Below are 15377 nucleotides of genomic sequence, written 5' to 3'. Positions count from 1 at the left end.
CATGTGCCGCCCATCTTCATGGCGATGTCATCAGAGGAGAGCACCATGGCCCACAATGAAACGTGGTATGAAACCCTTCATGCCGGTTTTGGCCAGTATTTCACGGTAGATAAAGAGCTGTACCGTGAAAAAACTGCGCATCAGGATTTAATCATTTTCGAAAATGCCGCGATGGGCCGCGTAATGGCGCTGGACGGCGTGGTGCAGACCACCGAACGCGACGAATTTATCTACCATGAAATGATGACCCACGTTCCGCTGCTGGCGCACGGCGCGGCGAAGAGCGTCCTGATCATCGGCGGCGGTGACGGCGCAATGCTGCGCGAAGTGTCACGTCATCCGGAAATCGAAAAGATTACCATGGTGGAAATCGATGCAGGCGTGGTGACCTTTTGTCGCCAGTATCTGCCGAACCACAGCGCAGGTGCCTATGACGATCCGCGCTTTATGCTGGTGATCGATGACGGGGTTAACTTCGTTAATCATACGCAGGAAAAGTTCGATGTCATCATCTCCGACTGCACCGATCCGATTGGTCCGGGCGAGAGCCTGTTTACCTCCGAATTTTATGCCGGCTGTAAAGCGGCCCTTAATGAAAATGGCATCTTCGTGGCGCAGAATGGCGTCTGCTTCCTGCAGCAGGATGAGGCCGTAAACAGCCATCGCAAGCTGGGCCATTACTTTTCGGATGTCAGTTTCTATCAGGCGGCGATTCCGACCTATTACGGCGGCATCATGACCTTTGCCTGGGCGAGCGATAATCCGGCGCTGCGCCAGCTCGATACCGCCACCCTGCAGGTGCGTTTCGAGGCCGCTGGCCTGGCGTGTCGTTACTACACACCAGCGATCCATACCGGCAGCTTTGCCCTGCCGCAATATCTGTTAAATGCGCTATCGGCCGCGTGCTGACAGTGCATTTTTAAGGGGGTGAACAAAATTGCAAAAGCTAAAACTACATGGCTTCAACAACCTGACGAAAAGCCTGAGTTTTTGTATTTACGATATCTGCTATGCGAATACTGAAGCTGAACGCGATGGTTATATCGCCTACATTGATGAACAATATAACGCCAACCGTCTGACGGAAATCCTGACCGAAACCTGCTCCATTATCGGGGCTAACGTGCTTAATATTGCACGCCAGGATTATGAACCGCAGGGAGCCAGCGTCACGATTCTGGTCAGCGAAGAGCCGATCGATCCCAAAGATATCGATAACTCCGAGCATCCTGGCCCGCTGCCCAATTCGGTGGTGGCGCATCTGGATAAAAGCCATATCTGCGTGCACACCTATCCGGAAAGCCATCCTGAAGGCGGGCTCTGCACCTTCCGCGCGGACATTGAAGTCTCAACCTGCGGCGTGATCTCACCGCTCAAGGCGCTGAACTACCTGATCCACCAGCTGGAGTCAGACATTGTTACCGTCGATTACCGGGTGCGCGGTTTTACCCGTGACGTGAAAGGGATGAAGCACTTTATCGATCACGAGATCAATTCGATTCAGAACTTCATGTCCGACGATATGAAAGCGATGTATGACATGGTGGATGTGAATGTCTATCAGGAGAACATCTTCCACACCAAGATGTTGCTGAAAGAGTTTGACCTGAAACACTATCTGTTTAACACCCGCCCGGAAGATCTCAGCCCGCAGGAGCACAAGCGTATTACTGACCTGCTGTGGAAAGAGATGCGTGAGATCTACTACGGCAGAAATATCCCCTCAGTGGGCCTGAAGACCCTCTGATTATCAGACGCGCAGCGTGACACCCCATAACCTGCGCGTCTCTTCCCGCTTATCCCTCCGACTTCTCATCACGGTAACCGCCGGCATTCCCTGATCGTCAGCAATAATTTGCCTGTCAGAGCGTGCTACTTTCAGCGCTGAACGCTTATTTCTTCATCGACTACAGGCAAAAAAATGGCAAGAATTAACATTATTGATTTCGCTGCCGTCCCGGACGCCACCTCACTTTCCACTCAGGCGATACAGCGCGCGATTGATAGCGCATCAGCAGGCGACACGGTGCTGATCCCGGCAGGCCGCTTTCTGACGGGCGCGCTGTTTCTGAAAAGTGAGATGACGCTGGAGCTGGCGAAAGATGCCGTGCTGCTCGGCAGCGAGCGGCTGGAGGATTACCCAGATATCGCTACGCGCGTGGCGGGGATTGATATGGTCTGGCCCGCGGCGATGCTTAACATCAATCATTGCCGCGACGTCACTGTCTGCGGCAATGGCACGCTCGACGGACACGGTGCCGTCTGGTGGCATAAATTCTGGGGCGAAGACGAAAACAGCGGGATGCTGGCGGACTATACCCGTCGCGGCCTGCGCTGGGTGGTGGATTACGACTGCAAACGTCCACGTAACGTGGTGGTTTATCAGAGTGAATACGTGACGCTGGAGGACTTTACCTCACAGGATTCCGGCTTCTGGAACCTGCACGTCTGTTATTCGAAACAGGTTAATTTGCAGCGGCTACGTGTGATGAACGCTACCGGACCCAGCACCGACGGCATTGATATTGATTCCAGCCAGTTGGTTCGCGTTGAAGGCTGTACGGTCTCCTGCAATGACGACAATATCTGCGTGAAATCGGGTCGCGGCGCGGAAGCACAGCAGCTCGGCAGAACCGCACGCGATATCATTATTCGCGACTGCACTCTGCTGAAAGGCTCGGGCATTACCCTGGGCAGCGAAACCTCTGGCGGTATCGAAAATGTCATCATCGAACACAACCGTTTCTCCGGCACGGGTGTCGGCTTTCGCATCAAGTCAGCCCGTAATCGCGGCGGCTGGATCAAAAACATCGTGGTTCGCCATCTGAAGATGGAGGATGTCTGTTATCCGTTTATGCTGCAGCTGAACTGGTTCCCGCAGTATAGCTACAGTGAGCAGCCCGCCGACACCGAACAGCCGCCACACTGGCGTAAGCTGGCATCGGGCGTCACAGGTGATGCTGGCCTGACGCGGGTTGAGAATATCAGTATCAGTCATATCAGCAGCAGCCTGACTGAGCCTGCGGCGTTTTCCCGCGCCTTTTTTATTGAAGGCACGCCGGAAAATCCGATTGAACGGCTGAGTTTCAGCGACATCACACTGCAGGCGCAGGAGTTTGGCAAAATAGCGGGCGTAAGGAATCTGAGTTTTGAACGGGTTACGGTAGACGCGCCGGCAATGACGCGCGAAGAGCATGACGCCTACGCGCGTTAGCGGCAATTGCAGAAGATAAACGCGCGGTGCTGCTCGCGCCCTGCTTCAGGATAAGGTCAGAGAAGCATGGCGCGTTCAGTTCAGGTGGAAGTCAGCGCCAGCGTAATGCCACGCTCGCGCAGCGTGCGGCACACCTCCTGATCTAACCGGCTGTCGGTCACCACATCGGTCAGGTCATCAACCGGTGAGGCGCAGAACAGCGACCAGGAGCCATATTTACTGCTGTCCGCCAGCAGGACCCGGCGCGCCGCATTGGCCAGCAGATCGTGTTTCAGCCCCGCTTTCTCTTCAGTCGGCGTGGTAATGCCGCGCTCAAGGCTCCATGAGTTACAGCTGACAAAGGCGATATCCGGATTGATGCTGCGCAGCAACCGCCGTCCATGTTCGCCCACGCAGGACTGACTGGAGTCATCAATCCGCCCGCCAATGATCGTTACTTCGATCTGCTTAAACTCAGACAGAAACAGCGCAATGTGCAGGTCGGCGGTAATCACCCGCAGCGGCAGATGCGTGAGCTGTCGCGCCAGCTCCAGCATAGTCGTACCGGCATCCAGTACCACCGCATCCCCCGCCCGGACAAAGCTGGCGGCGCACTCCGCGATCGCCTGCTTCTCGGCCAAATTCCGCTGCATTTTCTCCAGCGTGGTCGGCTGGGCAGGAATAAAACGATTCAGGGTGACGCCGCCATGACTGCGGCTGATCACGCCCTCTTTATCCAGCTTAATTAAATCACGTCGAATCGTGGCGGGTGAGGCGGAAATCGCACTGACCAGTTGCTCAACAGTCACCAGATTATGGCTTTTCAGGTAATCCATAATCTGGTCAAGACGGCTCTGTCCCTTCATATTTCCCTATGCGAGCTGCATCGCGAGTTTAATCGAGATCGCCATGCTGTCAGACTTCGCTTTACCTGTCCAGGCGATATCAAATGCCGTGCCGTGGTCAGCAGAGGTGCGGATAAACGGCAGGCCTGCGGTAATGTTCACGCCATCATAGAAGCCCAGCAGTTTAAGCGGGATGTGTCCCTGATCGTGGTACATCGCCACCACCATGTCATAGCGTCCATCCTGGCACTGCAGGAATACCGTGTCCGGCGGGCAAGGCCCGGAGACATCAATCCCCTCCGCTTTCATCGCTTCAATCGCGGGAGCAACGATGGTGATCTCCTCATCGCCAAACAGCCCGTTCTCACCGGCGTGCGGATTGACACCCGCGACGGCGATGCGTGGTGCGCTGTAACCGACACGACGCAGGAAGGTGTCCGCCATACCAATCACCGTTTTGATGCGTGTCTGGTTGAGCGTATCGAGGAACTTACGCAGCGCAATATGGGTCGTGACATGAATCACCTTGAGCTTATCGGTATAGAGCACCATAGCGTAATCTTTGGTGTCGGTAAGATGCGCCAGCAGTTCGGTGTGACCCGGGTAGAGGTGGCCCGCCGCGTGCATCGCCTCTTTATTCAGCGGCGCGGTAGCAATCGCATGCACGTCACCGGCCAGTGCCAGTTCGGTGGCACGCTTCACGCAGCGCCACGCCAGATCCCCCGCCTCTTTCTGTACCACGCCAGGTTTCAGCGCGTCGGGAGCGGCCAGCGGCTCATCGATCACATTGATAATGCCGGGCGCAAAGCGCGCATCGGCTACCCGATCCAGCACCCGCAGCTCGGCCTGTGGGGTGATGTTCATCGCCATAATGCGGCGCAGCGTACTGGCACAGCCAATCACCACGGCAGGGATGCCATTCAGCTCACCTTCAGAGAGCGCTTTGATGATGATTTCCGGGCTGATGCCCGCCGGATCGCCCATGGTGATCGCAATAATTTTACTCACTCGACTTCTCCTCAATAAAACTAATGGCTGCTACCAGGGTATTTTCATCACCAAAGCCACCCGCTTTGGTCATCACCGGCAGAGTAAATTCACTGTTAAGCAGGACCCCGTGCGGCACACAGCCCGCCACCAGACCCTGAATTTTAAAGCCGCTGGCCCCCAGCGCCTGCGCGACGGCAATCGCCACGTCGCCGCCTGACAGATAGAGCGCATGCGGCAGCCGTGCCCGGCACAGACTCAGGGTGATTTCGCCTAGCAGCTGACAGATCGCCTCACCCAGCTGCTGGCGCGTCACGCGGTGCTGCTGGCAAAGATCCTCGATCTCGTGCCGCTGGGATGCATGCTGGCAGGTGCGGATCACCGTATGGCGACCGGCACGCAGTGCGGTGGCCGCCTGTTCGATCCAGCGATCCCGCTCAGGCCAGGCGGACTGCTGAAACAGCTGACGGATATCGACATCGACGACCTCAACGGCGCGCTGAGTACGCAGCGCGGCGATCTGCTGCTCTGCCTGACGACTCATCGATCCCACCACCGCCAGCACAGGTTGCGACGGGCGAACGGAGAGCGCAGCGCCCAGCGCATCGCTTAATCCGGCGGCCCCGACCAGCAGGGGCGTCTCACTCAGCCGCGACGCAGCGGTTATCAGTCGCGCCAGGTCGGCCTCCGTTTCGGCATCCACTACCACGACGCCATCTGCTTCGGCTAACACAGCATCAAGCCGATCGCTATGCAGCGTCGCGAGATCGATCTCCATGCCGTCGATCTGCATCTGATGAATGACGCGGGCGCTGCGGATCGGGGTTTTAGGATCGCTGGCAAATTCGGTGTCTGTCAGTAACCGCTGATTGACCCACACGCTGCCCTCACGTGTGGTGCGGCCCAGACGCGGTACGGCCGGTGCCACCAGCGCCAGCCTTTTGCCGCTGGCGCGCAGTGCCGCCACCGTTTCAGCCCCGATATTGCCGCGCAGCGTGGAGTCTATCTTTTTAAACAGCCAGCCCTGCTGAAGCTGTGCCGCGTAATGCTGCACCACCTGCGTAACGCGCTCTGCAGCCTGAGTGGCACTGACAGCCCGGCTGTCGGTGCTGATAACCAGTACATCCGCCGCCTCGTCGGGTAACGTTGCTGCGGAGCCGAACAGCACATGTACACGGGCACCGGCCTGTGCCAGTCCACTACCTGCATCGTTGGCACCGGTAAAGTCATCGGCGATAACCAGCACCGGGGTTTTCCATACTGATGAGCCCATCCTCACTCCTGTCAGGCTATTGCCGCTGCATTTGATTATATTCAATCATGATTGATTATATGTGAGCAAGTTCAAATTAATCGAAATCGATATGCCTTATAAAATTAGCCACAGAGAGTGACTGACATCGCATTGCGCTGAGCAAAATTAATCATCTGCTCAGACATGACAGAAATAAGGGTATGAAATGAACATTAACAGCACGGTGATCAGCGGTTATCAGGCGTTAAACGACATGCGCTATCTGCTGGATGGGATAGCGACGGCAGTCGTGGTCACTGACCGGAACATTGAGGCGATTCCGGCGGTACAGGCGCTGATGGGGCAACTCCGGGATCAGATCCCGCGTATCAGCGTGGTCAACAGCGTTCCACCTGAACCGAGCCAGCATGATGTGGCCGCGATTATAGAAACGCTCTCGCAGCGCCAGGCCGACATGGTGATTGGCATCGGCGGTGGCAGCGTACTGGATGTGGCGAAGCTGCTCTCGGTGCTGTGCATCAACGGCGCACCGTCGCTGGACGCCCTGCTGGCAGGCGAAAAACCGCAGCGTCGCACCCGTTCAATGCTCATCCCGACCACTGCTGGCACCGGCTCTGAAGCGACCCCGAATGCGATTCTGGCGATCCCGGAGAAAGAGACCAAAGTCGGCATTATTTCACCGGTCATGCTGCCCGATGTGGTGGCGCTGGTGCCGGAACTCACCACCAGCATGCCGCCGCACATCGCCTCGTCTACCGGCATTGATGCCCTGTGTCACCTGATTGAGTGCTTCACCGCCAACGTTGCCAATCCGGTCAGCGACAACTATGCGCTGATTGGGATGAAGAAGCTGTTCGCGAATCTCGAAACCACGCTGCGCGAGCCGGAGAATCTGCAGGCACGGCTGGAGATGCTCTGGGCCTCTTATTATGGCGGCGCATCAATTGCCCATGCCGGGACGCATCTGGTGCATGCGATGTCCTATCCGCTTGGCGGCAAATATCACCTGCCACACGGCGTTGCCAACGCCATTCTGCTGGCCCCCTGCATGCGCTTTGTCCGTCCGGCCGCAGTGAGCAAATTCGCTCAGGCCTATGACCTGCTGCCCGACGCTGACGTCCGTTTAAGCGATGAAGAGAAATCACACGCGCTGGTCGACTACTTCACCGCGCTGGTTGCGCGGCTGCAGTTGCCTGCCAGCCTGGAAGCGCTGGGCATCGGCCCGGATCACCTGCCTTATTTAGTGGAAGCGGCACTCGACGTGCAGCGCCTCATGAAAAACGTGCCGATGGCGGTCACCGCCGATGATGTGCGCGCCGTCTACCTGACGCTGTTCCCTTCCTGCCAGGCGTAATGAGGATTGTCATGAATAAGAAAATCAACGGCGTACTGACCGCCATCGTCACCACCTTTGACCGTGAAGGTGCCTTTGACCCGGTAAGGCAGCGTGAGCAGGTCAGACGCCAGATCAACGCCGGAAACGGCATCTTCTGTGGCGGCACCAACGGCGAGTTCTTTGTGCTGAACGAGCAGGAGAAGATTGCCGTTACCACCACCTGCGTCGATGAAGTCAATGGCCGTGCGGCCGTCGTGGCGCATATCGGCGAGATTTCGACCCGTGAAACGATCCGGCTCGGCAAACAGATCGCCCGCCTTGGCGTGGATGCCGTCTCGGCGATCACGCCATGGTTTGTGCCGCTGAAGCAGCAGGAGCTGATCGACCACTATCAGCGCGTGGCTGACGCGCTGACGGTGCCGCTGTTCCTCTACAACATTCCGGCGCGAACCGGCAATACCCTGCAGCCAGAGACCGTTCGTACGCTGGCCGCGCACCCGAACATCATCGGCATTAAAGACTCCGCAGGCAGCTATGAAAGTCTGAGCGGCTTTCTGCAGGCTACCGCCGACTGTGAGGGCTTTGATGTGCTAAACGGCCCTGACTCGCTGATTCATCAGGGATTCGTTGATGGCTGCTCCGCCTCCATTTCCGGGCTGGCAAACGTGGCACCGGAAGCAATTAACGCCATCTGGGCGCGCTTCAGTGCCGGTGACATTGCCGGTTCGCATCAGGCACAGGAGAACGTTACCGGCCTGCGCACCGCGCTGTACAGCATCGGTTTCTCACCGGCCGCCGTGAAAAAAGCGGTCAGCCTGCAGGGCTTTGAAGTGGGTGAAAGCCGCTATGCGGTGCAGTTCAGCGCCGACGAACAGCAGCAGATCCGTCAAATTGTGAACCACTACCTGCAATAACGTCCATCGCCTTTGCACCCTATCGGTCAGATGAGAACGAACCTGATGGTCGCCATCTGCCAGAACAATCGAGGTTACGATGAAAGCATTCTCAACTGAGAGCACCTTACTGATCGTCGGCATGGTGGTCGCCTATATCCTGTTCACCACCTGGCTGACATGGCGCTTACGCAGTAAAACCAGCGGCGACTTTATGGAAGGCTCCCGCGCCATGCCGGCCTTTATCGTCGGCATCATGCTGATGTCAGAGTATATCGGGGCAAAATCGACCATCGGCACGGCGCAGGCAGCCTTTGAGGATGGCTTCGCCGCTTCCTGGTCGGTCATCGGTGCCGCGATAGGTTTTCCGCTGTTTGGCCTGATTCTGGTCAAACGCATTTATAACACCGGGAAGATCACGATCTCTGGTGCTATCGCCGAGAAATATGGCCGTTCGACCAGGAACATTATCTCGCTGATCATGATCTATGCGCTGCTGCTGGTGAACGTCGGGAACTACATCAGCGGTGCGGCGGCGATCTCAACCGTGCTGAAGATCGACCTGACGCAGGCGGCCTTTATTACCGCAGTGGTAAGTACTTTCTACTTTGCATTTGGCGGCATGAAAGGCGTTGCGTGGGTTACGCTGCTGCACAGCGCCATCAAGTATATGGGGATTCTGATCATCCTCTATGTGGCACTGAAGATGACCGGCGGCGTCGCTCCGATGATCGAGAAAATGCCGGCGTTCTACTGGACGTGGGATGGCCACGTCGGGGCCAGCACCATTGTGGCCTGGCTGATCGGGACCGTGGGTTCGATCTTCTGTACGCAGTTTGTGATCCAGGCGATCTCATCCACCAAAGATGTGAAGTCAGCGAAACGCGCTACCTGGGTTGCCTTCATTTTCTGCCTGCCAATCGGTCTGGCGATGGCGCTGATTGGTGTGGCGGCGAAGTTTGCGCACCCCGATATCAAGAGCCTCTATGCGCTGCCCGTGTTTCTGCAGGATATGTCACCGTGGCTGGCAGGCATTGTCACCACCTCGCTGGTGGCCTCGATTTTCGTCAGCGTCGGCACCGTTGCGCTGGCCATCGCCTCGCTGGTCGTAAAAGACTTTTACGTGCCCTGGCGTAACCCGACGCCAGAGCGCGAATTCAAAATGACGCGCTGGATTTCGATTGGCATCGGCTTCTTCCCGCTGCTGTTTGTCCTGTTCTTCCCTGAAGTGCTGAAGCTCTCCTTCTTTACCCGCGCAATTCGCCTGTCGATCACCGTGGTAGCGATTATGGCGTTCTATCTGCCATGGTTTAAGAGCACGCGCGGTGCCAACGCCGGTCTGATTGGTGCCTGCGTGGTCACATCCGTCTGGTTCCTGATGGGTAACCCCTTCGGTATCGACAATATGTATGTGGCGCTGATTACACCGGCCATCATTATGGTAATTGACCGCTGTATCCCGTCACGCCAGTCTCAGCCTCAACCGCAACACAATGCACAAAATAGTGGAGCCTAATATGACTCAGGAAACCGTCACCGCAGAACGCACCGGCCTGGTTGCGCCGCACCCGCAGGATAGCGCCCAGCAGATTGCGATGCTGCCCTCCTCCTGCCCGCAAAACCACGCGGCTAACCTGCTGCCGCTGCCCGATGGCGATCTGCTTTGCGTCTGGTTTGGTGGCACGCAGGAAGGGATTGCCGATATCTCGGTCTGGTGTTCCCGGCTGACAAAAGGCAGCGATCGCTGGAGTGACGCGCAGAAGCTGTCTGACGATCCGGGTCGTTCAGAACAGAACCCGGTGCTGTTTCTCGATCCGGACCAGATACTGTGGCTGCTGTGGACGGCACAGAAATCGGGCAATCAGGACACCGCGATTGTGCGCTATCGCCAGTCTCACGATTTCGGCAAGCACTGGGGCGAGATCAAAACGCTGCTGGATAAGCCCGGCACCTTTATCCGCCAGCCGATTGTGGTGTTGCCCAACGGCAACTGGTTGCTGCCGGTGTTCTACTGCCTGACGCAGCCCGGCGAAAAGTGGGTCGGCAGTTATGACGTCAGCGCGGTAAAAATCTCGGAAGATAAAGGCCAGAGCTGGCGCGACGTCAGCGTGCCTGACAGCACCGGCTGCGTTCATATGAACGTCACCCTGCTGGATGATGGTTCGCTGCTGGCTCTCTACCGCAGTCGCTGGGCCGACCATATCTACCAGAGCCGCTCGTTTGATCAGGGTGAAAGCTGGAGTGCGCCTGAGCCGCTGTCGCTGCCCAACAATAACTCGTCCATTCAGGTCACAACGCTGCGCAACGGTCATCTGGCGCTGGTGTTCAATGCCATGAGCGCCGAAGGTGCCAGCGAGCGCCGGTTGTCGCTGTATGACGAAATTGAAGATGATGAAGAGGACAGTGACGTTGCGGTTGCCGCCGAGCCGGTGGTGCACAGCGGGCGGACCGCCTTCTGGGGCGCGCCACGTGCGCCCATGACGCTGGCTATCTCAACGGATGGCGGCAAAAGCTGGCCGCTACAGCGCAATCTGGACGAAGGCGATGGCTACTGCATGACCAATAACTCTCAGCAAAAGTTAAACCGTGAGTTCTCTTACCCCAGCATCAAACAGGGCGTAAACGGCGAACTGCATATCGCCTACACCTGGTATCGCCAGGCGATCAAGTATGTGAGGGTCGACGAATCCTGGGTGCGGGGGGTGATGCGTGATTGAAAAGATGGCGCTGGTGACCGGAGCCAGCTCCGGCATCGGTCAGGCGATTGTGGACCGCCTGCTTGATGAGGGCTGGCAGGTTACCGGCCTGAGCCGCTCGGCGATAAATCGGGCAGACGCGGGCTGGCAGAGCCATCAGGTCGACATCAGCGACAGCGCAGCATTGCAGGCTTTACTGGACAAACTGCCGGTGCCGCAGGCGGTGATCCATGCAGCGGGAATGATGCAGGCCGCGCCGCTCGGGGAGCTGGATCTGAACGCCAGCACACGCCTGTGGCAACTGCATGTTGCCGCTGCAGAACAGCTGGCCAATCATTTTGCGCCCCGGATGAGCGCGGGTGGCAGAATCGTGCTGCTGGGCAGCCGCACGTCAGGCGGTGCGTCGGGCCGCAGTCAGTATGTGGCCACCAAATCGGCGATGATCGGCATGGTGCGCAGCTGGGCGGCAGAGCTGGCACCGCTCGGCATTACGGCCAATATTGTAGCGCCAGGCGCCACCGAAACGCCGATGCTGCAACAGCCGGGCCGGGCCAGTTCACCACCGCGCTTGCCGCCAATCGGGCGTTATATTCAGCCGCAGGAAGTGGCCGGGCTGGTCGGCTTCCTGCTTTCGCCGGCGGCAGCGGCGATCACCGGTCAGCAGCTGGTGATGTGCGGTGGTGCGTCGCTGAATTAATTAGCAGGCCGGGCAGCTCAGGTGGCCCGGCCTGTATTAGCGTAAAAATTACCGTACGGGTTTACCATACTGGTTCACAAACTGGCGATAAGCGGCAATCACCAGCTGAAAATCTTCAATACCGCAGAAGGAGAGGCTCTCTTCGTCGTAGTAATTCATCCCCTCTTCCATGCCGTCATCTTCCAGTGCCAGCAGATTAGCGCGAATCATCACCTCTTCCTCATCCAGCAGGATGGTGTACTCGCTGCCGATGCGCTGCCACTGACGCACGCTGCCTTTGACGTCTTCGATTGCGGCTTCCACTTCATCCAGCAATCCTGGATCGTTTTTCACCTCTTCGTTGAACCAGTGGCCGACCGCTTCATGATCCATCGACATACGAACCTTAATCTGTCCGGTCACATCGCGTAAAAATTCATATTCCATCGCCCGTTCCTCTTAACGTCATCGCGTCACCTGGTAAGTGTTCGTGCTGCTCTCGCGGCACAGTGTGACACGTCGCGCATTATTACAGGCTGCCTGCCGAAAGCCAGCTTTTGATCGTCTCTCTACCCCATGTACAGACGTAAAAAAGGGGCGAATCATCGCCCCTTAGTCATAACTGACAGGTGAAGAATCAGACCGCGGTCTGGAAAATCACGCCATCAGCTTTGTCGGTGTACTGCGTCAGCTGGTCGAAGTTGAGATAGCGATACGTGTCGCTGGCCGTTTTATCGACCTGCGCCATAAATTGCTGATACTCATCCGGCGTTGGCAGTTTACCAAGCAGAGACGCGACCGCAGCCAGCTCCGCTGACGCCAGGTAGACATTAGCACCGGTACCCAGACGGTTCGGGAAGTTACGGGTCGAAGTGGACACCACCGTCGAACCATCAGCCACACGTGCCTGGTTACCCATGCAGAGTGAACAGCCCGGGATCTCGATACGCGCACCGCTTTTGCCGAATACGCTGTAGTAGCCCTCTTCGGTCAGCTGTGCCGCATCCATCTTGGTTGGCGGAGCCACCCACAGACGGGTTGGCAGCTGGCCTTTGTGGCTATCCAACAGTTTACCGGCAGCACGGAAGTGACCAATGTTGGTCATGCACGAACCGATGAACACTTCGTCGATCTTCTCGCCCTGAACGTCAGAGAGCAGACGGGCATCGTCCGGATCGTTTGGCGCACAGAGGATCGGCTCTTTGATTTCAGCCAGATCGATTTCGATCACGGCAGCATATTCAGCATCCGCGTCCGGCTCCAGCAACTGAGGATCGGCCAGCCATTTCTCCATGCTTTCAACGCGACGCTCAAGCGTACGACGATCGCCGTAGCCTTCTGCGATCATCCACTTCAGCAGCACGATGTTGGAGTTCAGGTATTCGATAATCGGCGCTTTATCCAGCTTGATAGTACAGCCCGCAGCGGAACGCTCGGCTGACGCATCGGACAGCTCAAACGCCTGCTCGACTTTCAGATCCGGCAGACCTTCAATCTCAAGGATGCGGCCAGAGAAGATGTTCTTCTTACCTTTCTTCTCAACGGTCAGCAGACCCTGTTTGATGGCATACAGCGGAATGGCGTGAACCAGATCGCGCAGGGTAATGCCTGGCTCCATCTTACCTTTGAAGCGCACCAGCACTGATTCCGGCATGTCGAGCGGCATAACGCCCGTCGCTGCCGCAAACGCCACCAGGCCTGAACCCGCCGGGAAAGAGATGCCGATAGGGAAACGGGTATGGGAGTCACCACCGGTACCCACGGTATCCGGCAGCAGCATACGGTTCAGCCAGCTGTGGATAATGCCGTCACCCGGACGCAGTGACACACCGCCACGGTTCATGATGAAGTCTGGCAGTGTATGGTGCGTGCTCACATCCACAGGCTTCGGATAGGCGGCGGTGTGACAGAAGGACTGCATCACCAGATCGGTCGAGAAGCCCAGGCAAGCCAGATCTTTCAGCTCGTCACGGGTCATCGGGCCGGTGGTATCCTGCGAGCCAACCGAGGTCATTTTAGGTTCGCAATAGGCACCCGGACGAACGCCGGTTACGCCACAGGCGCGGCCAACCATTTTCTGCGCCAGCGAGAACCCACGGGTACTCTCCGCGACATCTTTCGCCTGACGGAATACGGTGCTGTGCGGCAGACCCAGCGACTCGCGCGCTTTGGTGGTCAGACCGCGACCGATGATCAGCGGAATACGGCCACCGGCGCGCACTTCGTCAATCACTACTTCGGTTTTGAGCTCGAAGCTGGCCAGCAGCTCATTGGTTTCGTGGTTGCGGACTTCGCCTTTGAATGGATAGATGTCGATCACATCGCCCATGTTCAGGTTGTTTACGTCCACTTCAATGGGCAGTGCGCCCGCATCTTCCATGGTGTTGAAGAAGATGGGTGCAATTTTGCTGCCCAGCACCACGCCGCCGCCTTTTTTATTTGGCACGTTCGGGATGTCGTCGCCCATAAACCACAGCACCGAGTTGGTGGCGGATTTACGTGAAGAACCGGTTCCGACAACATCACCGACATAGGCCAGCGGGAAGCCTTTGGTCTTCAGAGCTTCGAGCTGTTTGATCGGGCCGATATTGCCCGCTTCATCAGGCTCAATGCCTTCACGGGCATTTTTCAGCATCGCCAGGGCGTGCAGAGGAATGTCTGGACGTGACCAGGCATCCTGGGCCGGAGAGAGATCGTCGGTGTTGGTTTCGCCAGTGACCTTAAACACTGTAACCGTGATCTTCTCTGCCAGTTCAGGCCGTGACAGATACCATTCCGCATCTGCCCAGGATTGCATCACCTGCTTCGCGTATTCATTACCCGCTTTCGCTTTCTCTTCGACATCATAGAAGTTGTCGAACATCAGCAGCGTGTGTGAAAGGGCTTTCGCGGCAATCGGAGCCAGTTTGCTATCGTCCAGCGCCTCAATCAGCGGATGAATATTGTAACCGCCCTGCATGGTGCCAAGCAGTTCAACCGCTTTTTCAGGAGATATCAGAGGAGAGGTTGCTTCGCCTTTGGCGACAGCCGCCAGGAAACCGGCTTTGACATACGCCGCTTCATCGACGCCAGGTGGGACGCGGTTGACCAATAAATCGGTCAGAAATTCTTCTTCACCCGCAGGTGGATTTTTCAGCAGTTCAACCAGCGCGGCCATCTGGGAAGCCTCTAAAGGCTTAGGTACAATTCCCTGGGCAGCACGCTCGGCAACGTGCTTACGGTATTCTTCTAGCACGACGTTATCCTCGCTCTCATTATGTAGGGCTTTCCGACCACCTTGCTCACTTATGGAGAACACACTTCCCTTTCTCGTCCAGGTTGAGGTGCCCGGTTTCGCGGAGGGCAGAATAGCAGGATTTCGTCTGTTTGTTAATCTGTTTACAAAAATACAACATAATCCACTGCGCCCATTTTACCCGCTTATTATCCCGCATCAGCCAGCTAAGTCAGCTGATTGGCTCTCTCAGCAGCGTACCGCATTCCGCTCAAATGACAG

At 57.1% G+C, this 15377-nt stretch carries 13 protein-coding genes; 8 read left to right on the top strand and 5 right to left on the bottom strand.

What is annotated here, in order from left to right; genetic code table 11:
- The first annotated feature begins 45 nt into the window (after positions 1-45).
- The 3 genes from speE to NIM72_RS15570 all read left to right on the top strand — a co-directional run bounded on the left by speE (position 46) and on the right by NIM72_RS15570 (position 3214).
- Positions 46-909, top strand: coding sequence for a polyamine aminopropyltransferase (gene speE, locus NIM72_RS15580; protein ID WP_253421102.1), 864 nt, complete (start codon positions 46-48; stop codon positions 907-909).
- Positions 910-937: 28 nt separating this feature from the next.
- Complete coding sequence (gene speD / locus NIM72_RS15575) at positions 938-1747, top strand: adenosylmethionine decarboxylase (RefSeq protein WP_003854677.1); 810 nt, start codon at positions 938-940, stop codon at positions 1745-1747.
- A gap of 174 nt (positions 1748-1921) precedes the next feature.
- Positions 1922-3214, top strand: coding sequence for a glycoside hydrolase family 28 protein (locus NIM72_RS15570; protein ID WP_161731555.1), 1293 nt, complete (start codon positions 1922-1924; stop codon positions 3212-3214).
- Between the two features lie 80 nt (positions 3215-3294).
- Here NIM72_RS15570 and NIM72_RS15565 read toward each other — a convergent pair whose 3' ends face one another.
- The 3 genes from NIM72_RS15565 to NIM72_RS15555 are packed head-to-tail and all read right to left on the bottom strand — an operon-like array spanning position 3295 to position 6298.
- Positions 3295-4059, bottom strand: a complete 765-nt coding sequence (locus NIM72_RS15565; RefSeq protein WP_222924537.1) for a DeoR/GlpR family DNA-binding transcription regulator — start codon at positions 4057-4059, stop codon at positions 3295-3297.
- A gap of 6 nt (positions 4060-4065) precedes the next feature.
- Positions 4066-5046: a D-threonate 4-phosphate dehydrogenase gene (locus NIM72_RS15560; RefSeq protein ID WP_253421100.1), complete on the bottom strand. Its 981-nt coding sequence runs from the start codon at positions 5044-5046 to the stop codon at positions 4066-4068.
- Complete coding sequence (locus NIM72_RS15555) at positions 5039-6298, bottom strand: four-carbon acid sugar kinase family protein (RefSeq protein WP_253421099.1); 1260 nt, start codon at positions 6296-6298, stop codon at positions 5039-5041. The genes NIM72_RS15560 and NIM72_RS15555 overlap by 8 nt, the downstream gene beginning before the upstream one ends.
- Positions 6299-6485: 187 nt before the next feature.
- Here NIM72_RS15555 and NIM72_RS15550 point away from each other — a divergent pair, with 187 nt between their 5' ends.
- The 5 genes from NIM72_RS15550 (at position 6486) to NIM72_RS15530 (ending at position 11902) form a co-directional block, all read left to right on the top strand.
- A complete protein-coding gene (locus NIM72_RS15550; protein ID WP_161731563.1) occupies positions 6486-7634 on the top strand; it encodes an iron-containing alcohol dehydrogenase in 1149 nt (382 codons plus the stop codon).
- An 11-nt stretch (positions 7635-7645) separates the two neighbouring features.
- Positions 7646-8530 (top strand): dihydrodipicolinate synthase family protein, encoded by an 885-nt coding sequence (locus NIM72_RS15545; RefSeq protein WP_253421097.1) that lies wholly within the window; start codon positions 7646-7648, stop codon positions 8528-8530.
- Positions 8531-8609: 79 nt separating this feature from the next.
- The gene (locus NIM72_RS15540; RefSeq protein ID WP_161731567.1) at positions 8610-10025 is read left to right on the top strand and encodes a sodium:solute symporter family protein; all 1416 of its coding nucleotides are present in this window, start codon (positions 8610-8612) and stop codon (positions 10023-10025) included.
- A gap of 1 nt (position 10026) precedes the next feature.
- A complete protein-coding gene (locus NIM72_RS15535; protein WP_161731569.1) occupies positions 10027-11226 on the top strand; it encodes an exo-alpha-sialidase in 1200 nt (399 codons plus the stop codon).
- A gap of 4 nt (positions 11227-11230) precedes the next feature.
- Positions 11231-11902 (top strand): SDR family NAD(P)-dependent oxidoreductase, encoded by a 672-nt coding sequence (locus tag NIM72_RS15530; protein ID WP_202604838.1) that lies wholly within the window; start codon positions 11231-11233, stop codon positions 11900-11902.
- Positions 11903-11950: 48 nt separating this feature from the next.
- On the opposite strand, the gene yacL is transcribed toward NIM72_RS15530, so the two are convergent.
- Together yacL and acnB are read right to left on the bottom strand one after the other, a co-directional pair.
- On the bottom strand, positions 11951-12328 hold the full coding sequence (gene yacL / locus NIM72_RS15525; RefSeq protein WP_013356797.1) for a protein YacL: 378 nt from the start codon (positions 12326-12328) through the stop codon (positions 11951-11953).
- 190 nt (positions 12329-12518) lie between these two features.
- Positions 12519-15116 (bottom strand): bifunctional aconitate hydratase 2/2-methylisocitrate dehydratase, encoded by a 2598-nt coding sequence (gene acnB / locus NIM72_RS15520; protein ID WP_161731573.1) that lies wholly within the window; start codon positions 15114-15116, stop codon positions 12519-12521.
- Positions 15117-15377: the final 261 nt, after the last annotated feature.

Origin of the sequence: Pantoea sp. B550, assembly GCF_024158165.1 — a bacterium.
Classification (GTDB): Bacteria; Pseudomonadota; Gammaproteobacteria; order Enterobacterales; family Enterobacteriaceae; genus Pantoea; species Pantoea alfalfae.
This window is presented reverse-complemented; position numbering and strand designations above follow the sequence as displayed.

Coding starts and splice junctions, on each gene's coding strand:
- yacL (WP_013356797.1), bottom strand. CDS start 12,328: ATGGAATATGAATTTTTACGCGATGTGACCGGACAGATTAAGGTTCGT.
- NIM72_RS15545 (WP_253421097.1), top strand. CDS start 7,646: ATGAATAAGAAAATCAACGGCGTACTGACCGCCATCGTCACCACCTTT.
- NIM72_RS15540 (WP_161731567.1), top strand. CDS start 8,610: ATGAAAGCATTCTCAACTGAGAGCACCTTACTGATCGTCGGCATGGTG.
- speE (WP_253421102.1), top strand. CDS start 46: ATGGCCCACAATGAAACGTGGTATGAAACCCTTCATGCCGGTTTTGGC.
- NIM72_RS15555 (WP_253421099.1), bottom strand. CDS start 6,298: ATGGGCTCATCAGTATGGAAAACCCCGGTGCTGGTTATCGCCGATGAC.
- NIM72_RS15535 (WP_161731569.1), top strand. CDS start 10,027: ATGACTCAGGAAACCGTCACCGCAGAACGCACCGGCCTGGTTGCGCCG.
- NIM72_RS15570 (WP_161731555.1), top strand. CDS start 1,922: ATGGCAAGAATTAACATTATTGATTTCGCTGCCGTCCCGGACGCCACC.
- NIM72_RS15565 (WP_222924537.1), bottom strand. CDS start 4,059: ATGAAGGGACAGAGCCGTCTTGACCAGATTATGGATTACCTGAAAAGC.
- NIM72_RS15550 (WP_161731563.1), top strand. CDS start 6,486: ATGAACATTAACAGCACGGTGATCAGCGGTTATCAGGCGTTAAACGAC.
- NIM72_RS15530 (WP_202604838.1), top strand. CDS start 11,231: ATGGCGCTGGTGACCGGAGCCAGCTCCGGCATCGGTCAGGCGATTGTG.